The organism is Streptomyces sp. CA-243310, from assembly GCF_050936775.1.
In the GTDB taxonomy this organism is placed as follows: Bacteria; Actinomycetota; Actinomycetes; order Streptomycetales; family Streptomycetaceae; genus Streptomyces.
The window spans coordinates 2,839,965-2,857,150 of the sequence record NZ_JBNJMF010000002.1 but is presented as its reverse complement, the minus strand read 5'-3'; the positions used below and the strand labels follow the sequence as shown (position 1 = coordinate 2,857,150).

Genomic DNA, 17,186 nt, shown 5'->3' with positions numbered 1-17,186 from the left:
TCGTGACCCGAACCACTCGTCGCTCACATACGGACAAGCGAGTCGACGAAAGCCAAGCAAAATCGCCTCCGGCATACCCGGTAAAACTCACTCTTCGTACATATGTACGGCAACCAACCTTCGATGCCCGGCGTCTTCATCCGGGACACCCCCTAGAGTGGGCCGGAAAACCCACGGCGGAAACAGCCGAAACCAGACGACAGTCAGACGACAGCAGGGGAGCGCGAGACGTGCGGCCAGTCGGCAGCAAATACCTGCTCGAGGAGCCGCTCGGGCGCGGCGCCACGGGCACCGTCTGGCGCGCCCGCCAGCGGGAGACCGCCGGTGCGGAGGCCGCCGTCGCCGGGCAGCCCGGCGAGACCGTGGCCATCAAGGTCCTCAAGGAGGAGCTGGCCCAGGACCCGGACATCGTGATGCGCTTCCTTCGCGAACGCTCCGTCCTGCTGCGCCTGACCCACCCCAACATCGTCCGCACGCGCGACCTCGTCGTCGAGGGCGACCTGCTGGCCCTGGTCATGGACCTGATCGACGGCCCGGACCTGCACCGCTACCTCCGCGAGAACGGCCCCTTCAGCCCCGTCGCCGCGAGCCTGCTGACCGCCCAGATCGCGGACGCGCTCGCCGCCAGCCACGCCGACGGCGTGGTCCACCGGGACCTGAAGCCCGCCAACGTCCTGCTGGACGAACGCGGCGGCCAGATGAAGCCGATGCTCACCGACTTCGGCATCGCGCGCCTCGCCGACTCCCCGGGCCTGACCCGCACCCACGAGTTCGTCGGCACCCCCTCCTACGTGGCCCCCGAGTCCGCCGAGGGCCGCCCCCAGACCTCCGCCGTCGACATCTACGGCGCCGGCATCCTGCTCTACGAGCTGGTCACCGGCCGCCCGCCGTTCGCCGGCGGCACCGCACTCGAAGTGCTCCACCGCCACCTCAGCGAGGACCCGCAGCGCCCCGCGAACCTGCCCGAGCCGCTCTGGACGGTCATAGAGCGCTGCCTGCGCAAGGAGCCCGGTGAACGCCCGAGCGCCGAGAGCCTGGCGCGCGGTCTGCGCGTGGTCGCCTCCGGCATCGGAGTGCACTCCTCGCCCGCCGAGGTGGAGGCCGCGCTCGGCGTCGCCGCGCTGCTGGCCCCCGACCCCTCGCCCGCCCCGGTCCCCGCGACCCCCGGCGTCGCGGACGCCACCCAGGCGCTCCCCGGCGGCGCCGGCTCCCCGATGGGCGGATACGACCCGAACGGCATGACCAGCGTCCTGCCGCCGGTCGGCGCGGCCGACGCCACCTCCGTGCTGCCCGCCACCGGGGCGGGCGGTGCGGACCCGACGTCCGTCATGCCGCCCGTACAGGACGGGGTGCACCCCTGGCAGTCGCAGATGCGGGCCGCCCGCGACCGCAACGAGCAGACGCAGATGCAGTACCTCGACCCGAGCGAGGACCCGCTGCGCCGCCGCCCGCAGCGCCAGGCGCCCCCGCCGCCCCAGCAGCGACCCCAACAGCAGCCGTACCACCAGGGCCCGCCGCCGCAGCAGTACCGGCAGCCGCCCGCGCATCAGCCCCAGTACCAGCAGCCGCCGCAGCAGCAGCCGTACCGTCAGGGCCCGCCGCCGCAGCAGTACCAGCAGCCGCAGCAGCACCAGCCGGCCCACCAGCCGCAGTACCAGCAGCCGCCCCAGCAGCAGCCGCAGTACCAGCAGCCCACCCGGCCCCAGGGTCCGCCGCCCCGGCAGCAGGCCCCGCGTGAACCCCGCGAGCCGCGTCGCCGCAGTGCCAACCCGGTCCGGATCCCCGGCCTGGGCTGCCTCAAGGGCTGCGTCGTCATGATCCTGCTGTTCTTCGTGGCGGGCTGGCTGGTCTGGGAACTCACCCCGCTCCAGGAGTGGGTCGGCACCGGACGCGGCTGGTGGGACCAGGTGTGGACGTGGGGCTCGGACGCGGTCGACTGGGTCACCACCATCGGCGACTCCGCCGGCGGCTCCGGCGGATCCACCCCCTGACGGCCTGCTGACGGTCCACCAGGAGGCGTTCGGGACACCCCCGCGGCACCGACTTCGTGGATTTGTCGACTTCTGGGACGTGATTTCGCCCGCAGAAGTGAAGGTCGCCGCGATGCGGGGCGTTCAACGCCCACCCGGCCGCGTAGCTTTGGTGCGTAGGCCAGCCGCTGAGGGAGCAGTCGTGGCACGGAAGATCGGCAGCCGGTACACCGCGCACCAGATCCTTGGGCGCGGCAGCGCGGGCACGGTGTGGCTGGGCGAGGGGCCGGAAGGCCCCGTCGCCGTCAAACTGCTGCGCGAGGACCTCGCGTCCGACCAGGAGCTGGTCGGACGGTTCGTCCAGGAGCGCAGCGCGCTGCTCGGCCTGGAACACCCCCACGTCGTGTCCGTCCGCGACCTCGTCGTCGACGGCAACGACCTCGCCCTCGTCATGGACCTCGTCCGCGGCACGGACCTGCGGACGCGGCTCGACCGCGAACGACGGCTCGCCCCCGAGTCGGCCGTGGCCATCGTCGCCGACGTCGCTGACGCGCTGGCGGCGGCGCACGCGGCGGGCGTCGTGCACCGCGACGTCAAGCCGGAGAACGTCCTGCTCGACATGCAGGGCCCGCTCGGCCCCGGAGGCGCCCACCCGGCGCTGCTGACCGACTTCGGCGTCGCGAAGCTGATCGACTCGCCGCGCCGCAGCACCGGAGGCCGCGCCTCGGCGCCCACCACCCGGATCATCGGCACGCCCGACTACCTGGCCCCCGAGATCGTGGAGGGCCTGCCGCCGCGCGCGGCCGTCGACATCTACGCACTGGCCACGGTGCTGTACGAGCTGCTCGCGGGGTTCACTCCGTTCGGCGGCGGGCACCCCGGGGCGGTGCTGCGCCGACACGTGACCGAGACCGTCGTACCGCTGCCCGGCATCCCGGAAGAGCTGTGGCAGCTCATGGTGCAGTGCCTCGCCAAGGCGCCGGCCTCGCGGCTGCGGGCCTCGGAACTCTCGACCCGGCTGCGGGACCTGCTGCCGATGCTGGCCGGCATCCCGCCCCTGGACGTGGACGAGCCGGACGAGGCCGACACGGAACCGGAACAGACCGAGGAGAAGTCCGCGGACCCGGTACGACGGCGGGGCGTGGTGCCGCTGGTCCCCGGCTCGGCGACGGACTCCAACCGGGACACGCACACCTCGATGCGGGTGCCCGGCCCGGACGAGCTGGCCGGGGGCGCGCTGGGCACCGCCCGCGTCCCGCGCCCCGCGGGCGGCCACCGGCCCGGCTCCGCCCGGCACCGGGCCGAGACGGTCCGCAAGCGCCGGCTCGTGCTGTCCGCCTCGGCGGTGGCCCTGGTGGCGGCGGTCGGGCTGGGCACCTGGCTCGCCGTGTCCGACGGGGACGCCGCCCCCGCACCGCAGGACACCAGGCAGTCGGGCACGGCGGTCCCGTAGCGGGGCCCACGACCGGGCCGGCCGGGCCCCGGACGCGGGCGGGCCGGGTCGGCACGCGTCGTCCGCCGGACCCGGCCGCACCGCGGCCCGCGCACGGCTACGCCGAGACCAGCTCCGGGTGCCAGCGTCGGGCCACGGTCGGGTGGGCCCGTACCCACCCCTTCAGCTCGTTGCGGCCGTACTCGGCGTGCAGCGGGTTCGACGCGTCGTGGGCCACGCCCGGCGCCTCGCTCAGGTACGCGCCGGGGACGGTCTCCACCACCGCGTCCAGCCGCGGGTTGTAGAAGAACGGCACCGAGAAGCGCTCCTGCGCCCCCGGCGGGCTCACCACCCGGTGGTCGGTGGCCCGCAGGTAGCCCTCCGTCGCTATCTCCAGCAGCTCGCCCAGGTTGACCACGAAGGCCCCCGGGATCGGCGGGATGTCGACGTAGCGCCCGTCCCGCACGACCTGCAGCCCGCCCACCGAGTCCTGGAGCAGCAGCGTCAGGAAGCCGTAGTCCTTGTGCGCGCCCACGCCCTGGTCCGCGCCGGTCGGGGCGGACCCGGGATAGCGGATCAGCTTCGTGTGCAGGTGGGGTCGGTCGGCGAAGGCCGCGTCGAAGAAGTCCGCGGGGGCGCCGATCGAGGTCAGCAGCTCCCGCAGCAGGCGGTGCGCCACCGCGGCGAGGCGGGACTGCCAGTCCAGGACGGTCGTGCGGAGTTCCGGCAGGGCCGCCGGCCACTGGTTCGGGCCCTCCAGCCACAGGAAGGCCGGGTCGTCCGGGCCGACCGCCGGCGCCGGCCGCTCGGCGCCCACGTCCAACTGGTCCCGCCAGTCGGAGGCGCCGCCGGTCAGCTCGTGCCCGATCCGGGTGTAGCCGCGGAAGTGCGGGGAGTTGAGGTTGCTCACGGCCAGCCGATCGGCCTCCGGGAGCGCGAAGAAGGCTCTGGTCAGGTCGAGGATGCGGGCGGTTTCCGACGCGCTGATCCCGTGCCCTGTCAGATACAGGAAACCGGTGTCCCGGGCGGCCGCGTGCAGCTGCCGCAGGAAGTCCTCGCGCTCGGCGGGGTCGTCGGCCCGGGACAGGTCGATGACGGCGAGGGAGGTCGTGAGGGAGGTGGTGCCAGAGTCGGCACGGGAGGAGGAGGAAGGGTGCGCGGACGGCATGACGGCTCCGTTTCGGATGTCACGGGGTCCTGTTCCCCTGAGATGGCGGGGCAGCGGGTGGGACGGGCCGTCGGCAGGGGTGGCGCCGGGGCCGGGTGTCCGCGTACAGGACCGAAGTCGGATCGGGGTGGATCAGGCTCGTGCGAGGTCCGGCGGCAGACAGCTCGTGGTGGTGACACGCATGTGGTCCACATGGCGGCGCTTCACGAGGGGGACGGTCATATGCTGAGCGTACGCCCGTGCGAGCGCATATCCGTACGGGCCGAGCCGGCCTGGCCGGAGAGTGCCGTCCCGCGACCGGCTACGCTGGACCCGTGGCAGTCGTCGATGTTTCCGAAGAGCTGAAGTCCCTCTCCTCGACCATGGGGTCGATCGAGGCCGTCCTGGACCTCGACAAGCTGAGGGCAGATATCGCCGTGCTCGAGGAGCAGGCCGCCGCGCCGTCCCTGTGGGACGACCCGGAAGCCGCCCAGAAGATCACGAGCAAGCTTTCGCACCTCCAGGCCGAGGTCCGCAAGACCGAGACCCTCCGTGGCCGCATCGACGACCTCTCCGTGCTCTTCGAGCTCGCCCAGGAGATGGACGACGCGGACACCCTCGCCGAGGCGGAGACCGAGCTGGTCTCCGTGCGCAAGGCGCTGGACGAGATGGAGGTCCGGACCCTGCTCTCCGGCGAGTACGCCGAGCGCGAGGCCCTGGTCAACATCCGCGCCGAGGCCGGCGGCGTCGACGCCTCCGACTTCGCCGAGCGCCTCCAGCGCATGTACCTGCGCTGGGCCGAGCGCCACGGCTACCCGACCGAGATCTACGAGACCTCCTACGCGGAGGAGGCCGGCATCAAGTCGACCACCTTCGTCGTCAAGGCCCCGTACGCCTACGGAACCCTCTCCGTCGAGCAGGGCACCCACCGCCTCGTCCGGATCTCGCCCTTCGACAACCAGGGCCGCCGCCAGACCTCCTTCGCGGGCGTCGAGGTGCTTCCGGTCGTCGAGACCAGCGACCACGTCGAGATCGACGAGGCCGAGCTGCGCGTCGACGTGTACCGCGCCTCCGGCCCCGGCGGCCAGGGCGTCAACACGACCGACTCGGCCGTGCGCATCACGCACCTCCCGACCGGCATCGTGGTCTCCTGCCAGAACGAGCGCTCGCAGATCCAGAACAAGGCCAGCGCGATGAACGTGCTCCAGGCCAAGCTGCTGGAGCGGCGCCGCCAGGAGGAGAAGGACAAGATGGACGCCCTCAAGGACGGTGGAAGCTCCTGGGGCAACCAGATGCGCTCCTACGTCCTGCACCCGTACCAGATGGTCAAGGACCTGCGGACGGAGTTCGAGGTCGGCAACCCGCAGGCGGTGCTCGACGGCGAGATCGACGGCTTCCTGGAGGCCGGGATCCGCTGGCGCAAGCAGCAGGAACAGACCGCTTAAGACGGGCTCGGGGGCGCGCCGGAGAGCGCCGGACCCTCGACGGCCGGTATGTGTGAACGTGGAAGGGCCCGGGCACCCCAAGGTGTCCGGGCCCTTCCACGTACGTGCGATCGGGACGCGACGGAAGAACTGCGCGCTCGGGACCACGCGGTCTGGTCCTACGCGCTCTGGGCCACCAGCGCCAGAGCTGCCACCAGCACCACCAGAAGCGCGATGAGCGCCATGGGATTCAGGCCGGCGAAGGGGCTCTCCTGCTGGAGGCGCTCCCGGTTCGCCCGGCACACAGGGCAGCGTCCCTGGTTGACGGGTGCTGCGCAGTTCGCGCACACGAGCCGGTCATATGTCATGCGCTCCTCCTCTCGTCCCCTGGTACAACGGCAAGGGGGACGGGTCCGTTCCCCCTACCACTGTGCCGGCTTCCACGACATTCGGCGCGGCCCGTCCGGGCCATCGCGAGCGGGCCACCCCGGTACGCGGGACATATCGGGCAAGTCCGGATGCCGGGTCCACACCTCGCGCCCGTTCGCGTATGGTCACGCTCACCTACTCCCGGCGACCGTGGTGCACCCGTGATCCGATTCGACAGTGTCTCCAAGTCCTACCCGAAGCAGAGCCGCCCCGCACTCAGAGATGTCTCGCTGGACATCGCGAAGGGCGAGTTCGTCTTCCTGGTCGGCTCCTCCGGCTCCGGCAAGTCCACGTTCCTGCGGCTGGTGCTGCGCGAGGAGCGGGCGAGCCACGGCCAGGTCCACGTCCTGGGCAAGGACCTCGCCAAGCTCTCCAACTGGAAGGTCCCGCACATGCGGCGCCAGCTGGGGACCGTCTTCCAGGACTTCCGGCTCCTCCCCAACAAGACGGTGGCCGAGAACGTCGCCTTCGCGCAGGAGGTCATCGGCAAGCCGCGCGGCGAGATCCGCAAGGCCGTTCCGCAGGTCCTGGAGCTGGTGGGACTGGGGGGCAAGGAGGGCCGGATGCCCGGCGAGCTCTCCGGCGGCGAGCAGCAGCGCGTGGCCATCGCCCGCGCCTTCGTCAACCGCCCCGCCCTGCTGATCGCGGACGAGCCGACCGGCAACCTCGACCCGCAGACCTCCGTCGGCATCATGAAGCTGCTGGACCGGATCAACCGGACCGGCACCACCGTGATCATGGCGACGCACGACCAGCAGATCGTGGACCAGATGCGCAAGCGCGTCATCGAACTCGAACAGGGCCGTCTCGTGCGCGACCAGTCGCGCGGCGTCTACGGCTACCAGCACTGAAAGGACGCCATGCGCGCCCAGTTCGTCATGTCGGAGATCGGCGTCGGTCTCCGTCGCAATCTCACCATGACCTTCGCGGTCATCATCTCCGTGGCCCTGTCGCTGGCCCTGTTCGGTGGCTCCCTGCTCATGCGTGACCAGGTCAGCGCGATGAAGGGGTACTGGTACGGCAAGGTCAACGTCACGGTCTACCTCTGCAACAAGAGCGACGCCAAGGACGCCACCGACGCCGCCAGGGCCGCCGAGACGCCCGCCGCGGACCCGGCGAAGCCCGACGCGAACAAGCCCGCCCCTGCCAAGGGCAACGCCGGGCCGGAGCGGGTCAAGCAGCCCTGTGAGAAGGGCGCGGTCACCGACGAGCAGAAGAAGCAGATCGAGACCGATCTGAAGAAGATCGACCTCGTCCAGAACGTCGTGTACGAGTCGTCCGACGAGGCGTTCAAGCACTACAAGGAGCGGTACGGGGATACCGCGCTGGCCTCGGTCGTCACCCCGGACCAGATGCCCGACTCCTTCCGGGTCAAGCTGAAGAACCCGGAACAGTACGGGGTCATCACCAGCGCCTTCTCGGGGCGTGAGGGCGTTCAGTCGGTCCAGGACCAGAACCGTGAGGTCGAGAGCCTCTTCAGCCTGCTCGGCTCCCTCAACTGGGCCGCGCTCGGCATCATGTTGATCATGCTGATCGTGGCGTTGCTGCTGATCGTCAACACGGTGCGCGTCTCCGCGTTCAGCCGTCGGCGGGAAACCGGCATCATGCGGCTGGTGGGCGCGTCCAGCTTCTACATCCAGGTGCCGTTCATCATGGAGGCGGCCGTCGCCGGCCTCATCGGCGCCGTGCTGGCCTGCGGGATGCTCGGCGCCGGCCAGTACTTCGTGATCGACCACGGCGTGACGCTCCGCGACAAGCTGGAGTTGATCAACTTCATCGGCTGGGACTCCGTCCTCACCAAGCTGCCGCTGGTGCTCGCCATCGGGCTGTTGATGCCCTCCTTGGCGGCGTTCATCGCGTTGCGCAAGTACCTGAAGGTGTGACAAGCGCCCCGTGTGCGGTCCGGTCAACCCACCGTGCCGCCGCGGGGCTTGTCCTAGACTCGGCGCCATGCCGGGCCCACCCCCTCTCTGTCGCCGGCCCCGCGACCTGCGTCGCGGGGCCGCTTTGACGTTGGCTTTCCTCGCGGCCGTCGGTACCGCAGCGGGCACCGGCTGCTGGGACCGGGCCGACGCCGTGGACACGGCGGGCGTTCTGGTGGTCCGTACGCACGGCAAGGCCGCGGGCGCGCCCGCGGCGGGCACCGCCGACCGGGACGCCGTCGCCCGCGCCGCCGCGGAGGCCGCGGCCGAGGGCAAGTCCGGCAAGAAGGCCGCCCAGGACGTCGTGAGCCGCAGCGGCGACCGCTGGGGCATGGTCTACGACCAGAACGAGTACGCGGCCTTCGCCGAGGACCTGGACGGCCGCTGGACCGGTGTCGGGCTCTGGGCCGAGCGCCGCGCCGACGGCCGGATCGAGGTGGACCGGGTCCAGCCCGGCAGCCCCGCCTCCCGGGCCGGGCTGCGGGCCGGCGACCGGCTGCTGAGCGTGGACGGCGGGGGTGTCACGGGCCGATCGGTCGCCGACGTGGTGGCCCTCCTGCGCGGCGAGGCCGGCACCCCGGTCGTGCTGGGCCTCAGCCGGGCCGGCGCCGACTTCACCGAGACCGTCCGCCGGCAGCAACTGCGCGTCGAGCCGGTGACGGTACGCCGCCTCGCGGACGGTGTCACCGTCATCAAGGTCGCCTCGTTCACCCGGGGTTCGGGGGAGCGGGTGCGGGACGCCGTCCGCGCGGCCCCGCCGGGCGCCGGCCTGATGCTGGACCTGCGCGGGAACCCGGGCGGGCTGGTCGCCGAGGCGGTGACCGCGGCCTCCGCGTTCCTCGACGGCGGCCTGGTGGCGACGTACGACGTACGGGGCTCCGAGCGGGCCCTGTACGCGCAGCCGGGCGGGGACACCGCACGGCCGCTGGTGGCGCTGGTCGACGGCGGCACGATGAGCGCGGCCGAACTGCTCGCGGGCGCCCTCCAGGACCGGGGCCGCGCGGTGACGGTCGGCAGCCGCACCTTCGGCAAGGGCTCGGTGCAGATGCCGACGGAGCTTCCGGACGGTTCGGTGGCGGAGCTGACGGTCGGCACGTACCGCACGCCGGCGGGCCGCAGCCTCGACGGCAGCGGCATCGACCCGGACCTGTCGGCGGCCGCGGGGACCGAGGAGCGGGCCCGCAAGGTATTGGGTGGCCTTCGGGTGGGTCCGTAGTGCGAAAATGACCGCACTATGGCTAAGGAAAAAGGGCGCAAGCTGATCGCCCAGAACAAGAAGGCGCGGCACGACTACACGATCCTCGACACCTACGAGTGCGGTCTCGTGCTCACGGGTACCGAGGTCAAGTCCCTGCGTCAGGGTCGGGCGTCGCTGGTGGACGGCTTCGTGTCGATGGAGGGCAACGAGGCCTGGCTGTACAACGTGCACGTGCCGGAGTACAGCCAGGGCACGTGGACCAACCACAGCTCGCGGCGCAAGCGCAAGCTCCTGATGCACCGGGAGGAGATCGACAAGCTGGACTCGAAGTCGTCGGAGTCGGGTCACACGATCGTGCCCCTGTCCCTGTACTTCAAGGACGGCCGCGCGAAGGTCGAGATCGCGCTGGCCAAGGGCAAGAAGGAGTACGACAAGCGACAGACCCTGCGGGAGAAGCAGGACACCCGTGAGACGAACCGCGCCGTGGCGGCCGTCCGACGCAAGCAGCGGGGCACGGTTTAATCACCTGGCATCCCGAGGTCCACTTCGCGTACGATGGCGTCAGCGCCTCCCGCTCGCGGGTGGGGTCACTTGATAAAAAAACATGGGGATGATCGGTTTCGACAGCGGATGTCGATGTAGGGGAAGCGAGCCGAGGAAGCGGCAATGATCTCGTAAACCATATGTCGCAAACAATAATCGCCAACTCCAAGAGCGATAACTCCCGCTTCACCCTCGCTGCCTAATAACAGTGAGCTGAAGCCTCTGTGAGGAGCGTCAGCCCGGAAGTGGTCCCGGTCCGGATCCTGGCGTCAACTAGGGATCTAAACCTCTAGCCCCGGTCACGGGGGTTTGAGGGAAATCAAACAGTGACTGAGCCCGTCGGAGACTTGTCCGTGTGATCTCCGGGGCTGAGAAAAGCGCAGCGGAATGCGCTCGGAGAAGCCCTGCTTCTGCACCGTTGGACGCGGGTTCGATTCCCGCCATCTCCACCACCCCATGTGGGCAAAGGCCCCGCAGCTTCGGCTGCGGGGCCTTTGTCATGCCCGGGGGTCGGGGTCTGGTCCGTGCGAGGGTCCGGCGGGGATCCGGGCGGGGCCCGTGCGAGGGCCGGATCGGGTCAGGCCTGCGCGGTGGGGCGGACGACGATCTCGCCGATGTCGATGCCGTCGGGCTGCTCGATCGCGTAGCCGATGGCGGAGGCGACGGCCGAGGGCGGCATGGCGATCTCGTCGCGCTGCCGGATCATCGCCGCCGCGACCTCGGCGCCGGCCCCCTTGCCGATGCCCTCGGTGTGGGTGAAGCCGGGCGAGACGAGGGTCACGCGCAGGTCGGGGCCCGCCTCCTGGCGCAGCCCCTCGGTGAGCACCTTCACCGCCGTCTTGGTGGCCGCGTAGACGGCCTGGGGCGACTTGACGACGTGGGCCGCGGTGGAGCCGACGTTGACGAACTGGCCCGAGCGCTGTCGGCGGAAGACGGGCAGGGCCGCCCCGATGCCGTTGAGCAGCCCCGTGACGTGGGTGGAGACCATGGCGTCCCAGTCGTCCTGGCGCAGGTCGTCGAACGGCGAGACGGCCATCGTGCCCGCGTTGGAGACGAGGACGTCGAGCCGCCCGAACCGGTCGACGGCCGTGTCCGTCAGCCGCCCCAGGTCCTCGCGGCGCGTGACGTCGACGACCACGCCGACGGCGCTGCCGCCGTTGGCGGTGATGCGCTCGACGACCGCGGTCAGCCGGTCCTTCCGGCGACCGCCGAGCACGAGCCGGGCGCCCCTCTCGGCGAGGTGGATCGCGGTCGCCTCGCCGATGCCGCTGCCGGCGCCCGTGATCGCGACGACCTTGTCTCGAATACCCGACATGATCAGCTTCCTTACGTGGGTGCGCGCCGGTGGGCGTGGTGACCTACAGTGCAAGTGGGGATGTCCCCACTTGCTTCAAGCTAAGTGGGGGACTCCCCACTTGGCAAGTCGAAGACGCCCGGGAAGGGCGCGAGAGGGGACGGCGAGCGCTGATGACCGACGGAGCGGACCGACCGTCACGGGCCGACGCGCCCCCGTTGCGGGCCGACGCGCCCCCGTTGCGGGCCGACGCGCGGCGCAACAGGGAGCGGATCCTCACCGCCGCCGTGCGCGTGTTCACCACGCAGGGGCTGGACGCGCGGATGGAACACATCGCCAAGGAGGCGGGTGTGGGCAGCGCGACGCTGTACCGCAACTTCCCCACCCGGGAGGTCCTGGTCGAGGCGGTCTACCGCAACGAGGTGGCCCAACTGTGCGACGCGGCCCCCGCGCTGCTCGCGCGGGAGTCGCCCGCCGAGGCCCTGCGCGCGTGGACCCGGCTCTTCCTCGACTACGTCACCGCCAAGTACGGGATGATCGACGCGCTGCGCGCCATCGCCGCGACCGGGGGCAACCCCTACGGCCACAGCCGGGAGATGATCCGGGGCGCCGTCGCCTCGCTCTTGGACGCGTGTGTGGCCGCCGGGGTGATCCGTACCGACATCGGGCCGGCCGACGTCGCCGCCGCCCTCGAAGGCATCGCCCTCACCTCGGCGGGCGCCGAGCACCGCGAGCAGGCCGAGCGGCTGCTCGACCTCACCCTGGACGGCCTCACGGTCCGCCGCTGAGGCCGCGTCACCCGGTACGGGCACCGGCTGCGCGGGAGGTGAGGCCCAGCAGGAGCGCGGTCAGGGCCGCCGCGGCCGGCAGGGCGTAGGCGGAGGTGGTGCCGAGGTGTTCGACGACGGCGCCGGCCGCGGCGGAGCCCGCGGCGATGCCCGCGAGGATCGCGGTGACGGCGAGGGTCATGCCCTCGTTGAGGCGTCCCTCGGGCGTGCGGCGGTGGACCTCGGACATCGCCGTCACCATCGTCGGGGCCGTGGCCGCGCCCGCCAGGAGCAGGGCCAGGGCCAGCGGGACGAGCGAACCGCCGGCCGCCGCCGCCCAGGGCAGGGCCATCGCCGCGCACAGGGCGACCAGGCAGACGCGCAGGCCGCGGGGGCGCCGGGTGCCGTAGAGGAGCCCGGCGGCGCAGGAGCCGGCGGCCTGGAGGGCGAGGACGGGTCCCGCGGCGGCGCCGAGGCCGTGGGCGTCGAGGTGGGCGATCGAGGTGACCTCCATCGAGCCGAAGATCGCACCGGTGGCGGCGAAGAGGCCGAGGAGCGGCAGCAGGGCGGGCAGCGGTGACGAGGAGGGGGCCGGCCGGACCCCGGTGGGCGGCGGCTCGGTGGCGCGTTGCGCGGTGAAGACCAGCATGCCGACGAGGAGCAGGGACGCGGCGGTGAGGGTCCCTGCCTCCGGGAAGACGAGCGTGCACAGCGACGCGGCGGCGACCGGCCCGAGCAGGTAGCAGAGTTCGTCGGCGGCCTGCTCGAAGGACATCGCCGTGTGGTGGTCGGCCGGGGCGTCGCGCAGCAGCAGGGTCCAGCGGGCCCGGGACATGCCGCCGATGTTGGGGGTGGTGGCCGTCGCCGCGTACGAGGCGAACAGGGTCCAGGTCGGGGCTTGCGTACGGACGCACGCGATCAGGCAGAGCGAGCCGAGGACCGCGATCAGGGTGGCGGGGACGGCGACGCGGGCCTGTCCGAAGCGGTCGACGAGCCGGGCGGTCCACGGCGCGACGAGCGCGGCGGCGGCCAGGCCGGTGGCGGTGACCGCGCCGGCGAGGGCGTACGAGCCGCGCTGGCCGGCGATCATCATCACCGCGCTGATCCCGAACATGCCCATGGGCAGCCGGGCGATGAGGTTCCCGGCGGTGAAGGCGCGGGTGCCGGGTCGGGCGAAGAGGCGGCGGTAGGGGCCGCCCCGGGGCGTGCGGGTGCGCGGGCGCGGGGGCGGCGGGCCGGTCAGGACGAGGGTGGAGCCGGTGACGGTCATCAGGGTCGGGGCGGGCATGGCTCAAGGCTGCGGGCCGGTCCCCGGCCGGGTCCAACACCTGTTCACGGCCGATTCACCGCTTTCCGTTGTTAGTGTCCGGGGGTGAACTCCCGTGATGTGGACCCCCGCCTGCTGCGCGGCTTCGTGGCCGTGGCCGAGGAACTGCACTTCTCCCGCGCCGCCGCCCGCCTGTACGTCGCCCAGCAGGCCCTCAGCAGGGACGTCCGCCGGCTGGAGGAGGCCCTGGGCACGGCGCTGTTCACCCGCACGACCCGCGCCGTGGAACTGACCGCCGACGGGCAGCGGCTGCTGCCGCTCGCGCACAAGGTGCTGGCCGCCCACACCGAACTGGCCGCCGCCTTCGCGGAACCCGGGCCCCTGCTCGTGGACCTGAACACCGACGGCCCCAGCTCCGGGCGCAGCGTGCTGGACCGGGCCCGCGCGCTGGCCCCCGGCTGCGAGCTGATGGCCCGCTTCGAGAGCGGGCTGACCCATGCCGCGGCGGAGATCGCGGCGGGCCGCCTCGACGTGTCCTTCGGCTACGCGCACGGCCTGGAACCGGCGTCGCGCGCCCGCCTCGCCCACACCCTCGTCCGGTACGAGCCGCTCGCCGTGCTGCTGCCCGACGGGCACCCGCTGGCGGAGCTCGACCGGGTGCCGCTGGCGGCCCTGGCCGGGGAGAGCGTGTACGCGGGGGCCGGCAACCCGCGGACCGTGGAGTGGACCCGGCTGGCACGGGAACTGTTCGAGGGCCGCGGGATCGCGTTGGCGCCGCCCGCGCCGGTCGCCGTCGGCAAGGAGGAGTTCGGCCGGGTGATGGCCAAGACCCGCAACCCGGTCCTGGTCACGGTGGACTTCGCCGACATGCCCGGCAGCGCGAAACGCCCGCTGGTCGCGCCCGTCCCGCTGTCCCCGCTGTCGATGGTGTGGCGCAAGGGGCTGCGACACCCGGGCCTGGACGCCCTCCTGCGGGCGGCCGCCGAACTGGCCGCCGAGCGGGGGTGGCTGGAGGTACCGGCCGGGAGCCTGCTGCCGGCGGCGCTCACAGGCGGCCCCGACGCCGGGTGAGTGCAAGGTATCCCCCCGGTCATCGGGCGGGGACCCGGGCCGAAACGCGCGCTTCCTACGGTCGTCATCACGGACGCGACAGCTGTGGAGGCGTGTGATGACCGGTACGACCGCACCGCGCAAGGGGGGCCGCTGGATCGAGCGGTGGGATCCCGAGGACGAGGTCTTCTGGCGGCAGACCGGGGAGCGGGTGGCCCGACGCAACCTCCTCTACTCGGTGCTCTCCGAGCACATCGGGTTCTCCGTCTGGTCGCTGTGGTCCGTGATGGTGCTCTTCATGGGCCCCGCGTACGGAATCGACCCGGCCGGGAAGTTCTTCCTCATCGCCACCGCCACGGCCGTCGGCGCCCTCGTCCGGATCCCCTACACCTTCGCCGTCGCCCGGTTCGGCGGTCGCAACTGGACCGTGATCAGCGCCCTGCTGCTGCTCGCGCCGACCGTGGCCGCCCTCGTCGTCATGGAGCCCGGCACCTCCTACGGCACCTTCCTCGCCGTCGCCGCCCTGACCGGCGTGGGCGGGGGCAACTTCGCCTCCTCCATGACCAACATCAACGCGTTCTTCCCGCTGCGGAAGAAGGGCTGGGCGCTCGGACTGAACGCGGGCGGCGGCAACATCGGCGTGCCCGTCGTGCAGCTCGCGGCCCTGCTCGTCATCGGGACCGCGGGCGCCGGCCACCCCCGGCTGCTGCTCGCGGTCTACGTCCCGCTGATCGTGATCGCCGCCGCGCTGGCCTTCGTACGCATGGACAACCTGGCGCCGGTGCGCAGCGACGTGGGCGCCGTCCGCGACGCGGCCCGGGACCCGCACACGTGGATCATGGCCTTCCTGTACATCGGCTCCTTCGGCTCCTTCATCGGCTACGGCTTCGCCTTCGGGCTGGTGCTCCAGACCCAGTTCGGGCGCACCCCGCTCCAGGCCGCCTCGCTGACCTTCATCGGGCCGCTGCTCGGCTCCCTCGTCCGACCGGTGGGCGGGGCGCTCGCCGACCGGCTCGGCGGCGCCCGCATCACCCTGGCCGCCTTCGTGGCGATGGCGCTCGCGACCTCGGTGGTGATCCTGGCCTCCGTACGGGAGTCGCTCCCGGTGTTCCTGGTGGGCTTCGTGGCGCTGTTCGCGCTGAGCGGCCTCGGCAACGGCTCCACGTACAAGATGATCCCCGGCATCTTCCAGGCGAAGGCCCTGGCACAGGGCCTGGGCGCCGAGGAGGCCGCCGCCCGCGGACGGCGGTTGTCCGGGGCCGCGATGGGGCTGATCGGCGCCGTGGGGGCCCTCGGAGGCCTCGGCATCAACCTGGTGTTCCGGGAGGCGTTCGCCCGCTCCGGGTCCGGCACGGCCGCCTTCGTGACCTTCCTCGGCTTCTACGCGGTGTGCTGCGCGGTGACCTGGGCGGTATACCTTCGCCGCCCGACCGCCACACCCGTCACCGGACCGCAGGCACCGGCGAAACCGCAGCTCACCTCGGTGTAACGCTGGTTAACGGCGACGAAATACGACGGAACCGAGCCTGACACGGCGACTTGGCAGGCTCGGCACCGTTACGCGCGCACCTCTCGGGCAAGGCAGGACACCACCATGGACGCTTCGGACACCGGCCCGCTCGCCGGCTTCACCGTCGGGGTCACCGCCGCCCGGCGGGCCGACGACCTGATCGCCCTGCTGCGCCGGCGCGGGGCCTGCGTGCTGCACGCACCCGCCCTGCGGATCGTTCCGCTCGCCGACGACGGGGAACTCCTCGCCGCCACCAAGGAACTGATCCACCGCACACCGGACGCGGTGGTGGCCACCACCGCCATCGGATTCCGCGGCTGGATCGAGGCCGCCGACGGATGGGGGATCGGCGAGGAACTCCTCGACCGGCTGCGGTCCGCCGAACTGCTCGCGCGCGGGCCGAAGGTGAAGGGCGCCGTACGGGCCGCCGGGCTGGTGGAGGCCTGGTCGCCCGCCTCCGAGTCCCTCGCCGAGGTACTGGACCGGCTGCTCGCCCAGGGGGTGGCAGGACGCCGCATCGCCCTCCAGCTGCACGGCGAACCGCTGCCCGGCTTCGTCGAGTCCCTGCGGGCGGGCGGCGCCGAGGTCGTGGTGGTGCCCGTCTACCGCTGGATGCCGCCCCGGGACCCGGCGCCGCTCGACCGGCTGCTGGACGCGGTGGCCGCCGGCGGCCTGGACGCCGTCGCCTTCACCTCGGCGCCGGCCGTCGTCTCGATGCTGTCCCGCGCGGACCACCTGGGGATGCGCGAGGCGGTCCTCGCGGGGCTGCGCGGCGACGTTCTCTCGGCGTGCGTGGGGCCGGTGACCGCGCTCCCGCTCCAGGCCGAGGGGGTGGTCACGGTACAGCCGGAACGCTTCCGGCTGGGGCCGCTGGTCCAAGTGCTCTGCCAGGAACTGCCGGCGCGGGCCCGGGTGCTGCCGGTCGCCGGGCACCGCCTGGAGATCCGCGGCCACGCGGTGCTGGTCGACGCCGAACTGCGGCCGGTGCCGCCGGCCGGGATGGCCCTCCTCGGGGCGCTGGTCCGACGGCCGGGGTGGGTCGTGGGCCGGGCGGACCTGCTGCGGGCACTGCCGGGCGCCGGGCGGGACGAACACGCCGTGGAGACGGCGATGGCCCGATTGCGGGTGGCGTTGGGGGCGCCGAGGCTGATCCAGACGGTGGTCAAGCGCGGGTACCGGCTGTCCCTGGACGCGGCCGGCGACTGCGGTGCGTCTCCGGCGGGATGAGGGGAA

At 72.4% G+C, this 17,186-nt stretch carries 15 protein-coding genes and 1 other RNA gene; 12 read left to right on the top strand and 4 right to left on the bottom strand.

Annotated elements, in window-relative coordinates:
• The first annotated feature begins 230 nt into the window (after nt 1–230).
• Nucleotides 231–1,991 carry a serine/threonine-protein kinase gene (locus ACQEVM_RS30505; protein ID WP_433084298.1) on the top strand — a complete coding sequence of 587 codons (1,761 nt, stop codon included), beginning with the start codon at nt 231–233 and terminating at the stop codon, nt 1,989–1,991.
• A gap of 181 nt (nt 1,992–2,172) precedes the next feature.
• Nucleotides 2,173–3,423: a serine/threonine-protein kinase gene (locus ACQEVM_RS30500; RefSeq protein ID WP_433084296.1), complete on the top strand. Its 1,251-nt coding sequence runs from the start codon at nt 2,173–2,175 to the stop codon at nt 3,421–3,423.
• A gap of 97 nt (nt 3,424–3,520) precedes the next feature.
• Here the strand turns inward: ACQEVM_RS30500 and ACQEVM_RS30495 are convergent, their stop codons facing one another.
• Complete coding sequence (locus ACQEVM_RS30495; protein WP_433084294.1) at nt 3,521–4,570, bottom strand: isopenicillin N synthase family dioxygenase; 1,050 nt, start codon at nt 4,568–4,570, stop codon at nt 3,521–3,523.
• A gap of 314 nt (nt 4,571–4,884) precedes the next feature.
• On the opposite strand from ACQEVM_RS30495, the gene prfB reads away from it, so the two are divergent.
• Nucleotides 4,885–5,994 (top strand): peptide chain release factor 2, encoded by a 1,110-nt coding sequence (prfB, locus tag ACQEVM_RS30490; protein ID WP_329444863.1) that lies wholly within the window; start codon nt 4,885–4,887, stop codon nt 5,992–5,994.
• A 158-nt stretch (nt 5,995–6,152) separates the two neighbouring features.
• Here the strand turns inward: prfB and ACQEVM_RS30485 are convergent, their stop codons facing one another.
• A complete protein-coding gene (locus ACQEVM_RS30485; protein ID WP_433084291.1) occupies nt 6,153–6,341 on the bottom strand; it encodes a hypothetical protein in 189 nt (62 codons plus the stop codon).
• A 222-nt stretch (nt 6,342–6,563) separates the two neighbouring features.
• Between ACQEVM_RS30485 and ftsE the strand changes: the two genes are divergently transcribed.
• The 5 genes from ftsE to ssrA all read left to right on the top strand — a co-directional run bounded on the left by ftsE (nt 6,564) and on the right by ssrA (nt 10,517).
• Nucleotides 6,564–7,253, top strand: a complete 690-nt coding sequence (gene ftsE, locus ACQEVM_RS30480) for a cell division ATP-binding protein FtsE (RefSeq protein ID WP_433084289.1) — start codon at nt 6,564–6,566, stop codon at nt 7,251–7,253.
• A 9-nt stretch (nt 7,254–7,262) separates the two neighbouring features.
• A complete protein-coding gene (gene ftsX, locus ACQEVM_RS30475; protein WP_433084287.1) occupies nt 7,263–8,285 on the top strand; it encodes a permease-like cell division protein FtsX in 1,023 nt (340 codons plus the stop codon).
• A gap of 67 nt (nt 8,286–8,352) precedes the next feature.
• Complete coding sequence (locus ACQEVM_RS30470; RefSeq protein ID WP_433084285.1) at nt 8,353–9,540, top strand: S41 family peptidase; 1,188 nt, start codon at nt 8,353–8,355, stop codon at nt 9,538–9,540.
• A gap of 18 nt (nt 9,541–9,558) precedes the next feature.
• Nucleotides 9,559–10,044 (top strand): SsrA-binding protein SmpB, encoded by a 486-nt coding sequence (gene smpB, locus ACQEVM_RS30465; protein ID WP_053679392.1) that lies wholly within the window; start codon nt 9,559–9,561, stop codon nt 10,042–10,044.
• Nucleotides 10,045–10,128: 84 nt separating this feature from the next.
• Nucleotides 10,129–10,517: a transfer-messenger RNA gene (gene ssrA, locus ACQEVM_RS30460) on the top strand.
• A 125-nt stretch (nt 10,518–10,642) separates the two neighbouring features.
• Here the strand turns inward: ssrA and ACQEVM_RS30455 are convergent.
• The gene (locus tag ACQEVM_RS30455; protein WP_433084283.1) at nt 10,643–11,380 is read right to left on the bottom strand and encodes an SDR family oxidoreductase; all 738 of its coding nucleotides are present in this window, start codon (nt 11,378–11,380) and stop codon (nt 10,643–10,645) included.
• 152 nt (nt 11,381–11,532) lie between these two features.
• On the opposite strand from ACQEVM_RS30455, the gene ACQEVM_RS30450 reads away from it, so the two are divergent.
• On the top strand, nt 11,533–12,147 hold the full coding sequence (locus ACQEVM_RS30450) for a TetR/AcrR family transcriptional regulator (protein ID WP_433084281.1): 615 nt from the start codon (nt 11,533–11,535) through the stop codon (nt 12,145–12,147).
• Between the two features lie 7 nt (nt 12,148–12,154).
• Here the strand turns inward: ACQEVM_RS30450 and ACQEVM_RS30445 are convergent, their stop codons facing one another.
• Nucleotides 12,155–13,414 (bottom strand): MFS transporter, encoded by a 1,260-nt coding sequence (locus ACQEVM_RS30445; RefSeq protein ID WP_433084279.1) that lies wholly within the window; start codon nt 13,412–13,414, stop codon nt 12,155–12,157.
• A gap of 84 nt (nt 13,415–13,498) precedes the next feature.
• Here ACQEVM_RS30445 and ACQEVM_RS30440 point away from each other — a divergent pair, with 84 nt between their 5' ends.
• The 3 genes from ACQEVM_RS30440 to ACQEVM_RS30430 all read left to right on the top strand — a co-directional run bounded on the left by ACQEVM_RS30440 (nt 13,499) and on the right by ACQEVM_RS30430 (nt 17,180).
• Nucleotides 13,499–14,464 carry a LysR family transcriptional regulator gene (locus tag ACQEVM_RS30440; RefSeq protein WP_433084277.1) on the top strand — a complete coding sequence of 322 codons (966 nt, stop codon included), beginning with the start codon at nt 13,499–13,501 and terminating at the stop codon, nt 14,462–14,464.
• A gap of 97 nt (nt 14,465–14,561) precedes the next feature.
• On the top strand, nt 14,562–15,932 hold the full coding sequence (locus tag ACQEVM_RS30435) for a nitrate/nitrite transporter (protein WP_433084275.1): 1,371 nt from the start codon (nt 14,562–14,564) through the stop codon (nt 15,930–15,932).
• Nucleotides 15,933–16,037: 105 nt separating this feature from the next.
• Nucleotides 16,038–17,180 (top strand): uroporphyrinogen-III synthase, encoded by a 1,143-nt coding sequence (locus ACQEVM_RS30430; RefSeq protein ID WP_433084273.1) that lies wholly within the window; start codon nt 16,038–16,040, stop codon nt 17,178–17,180.
• Nucleotides 17,181–17,186: the final 6 nt, after the last annotated feature.

Coding starts and splice junctions, on each gene's coding strand:
- smpB (WP_053679392.1), top strand. CDS start 9,559: ATGGCTAAGGAAAAAGGGCGCAAGCTGATCGCCCAGAACAAGAAGGCG.
- ACQEVM_RS30485 (WP_433084291.1), bottom strand. CDS start 6,341: ATGACATATGACCGGCTCGTGTGCGCGAACTGCGCAGCACCCGTCAAC.
- ACQEVM_RS30450 (WP_433084281.1), top strand. CDS start 11,533: ATGACCGACGGAGCGGACCGACCGTCACGGGCCGACGCGCCCCCGTTG.
- ACQEVM_RS30430 (WP_433084273.1), top strand. CDS start 16,038: ATGGACGCTTCGGACACCGGCCCGCTCGCCGGCTTCACCGTCGGGGTC.
- ACQEVM_RS30455 (WP_433084283.1), bottom strand. CDS start 11,380: ATGTCGGGTATTCGAGACAAGGTCGTCGCGATCACGGGCGCCGGCAGC.
- ftsX (WP_433084287.1), top strand. CDS start 7,263: ATGCGCGCCCAGTTCGTCATGTCGGAGATCGGCGTCGGTCTCCGTCGC.
- ACQEVM_RS30435 (WP_433084275.1), top strand. CDS start 14,562: ATGACCGGTACGACCGCACCGCGCAAGGGGGGCCGCTGGATCGAGCGG.
- ACQEVM_RS30495 (WP_433084294.1), bottom strand. CDS start 4,570: ATGCCGTCCGCGCACCCTTCCTCCTCCTCCCGTGCCGACTCTGGCACC.
- ACQEVM_RS30470 (WP_433084285.1), top strand. CDS start 8,353: ATGCCGGGCCCACCCCCTCTCTGTCGCCGGCCCCGCGACCTGCGTCGC.
- ACQEVM_RS30445 (WP_433084279.1), bottom strand. CDS start 13,414: ATGCCCGCCCCGACCCTGATGACCGTCACCGGCTCCACCCTCGTCCTG.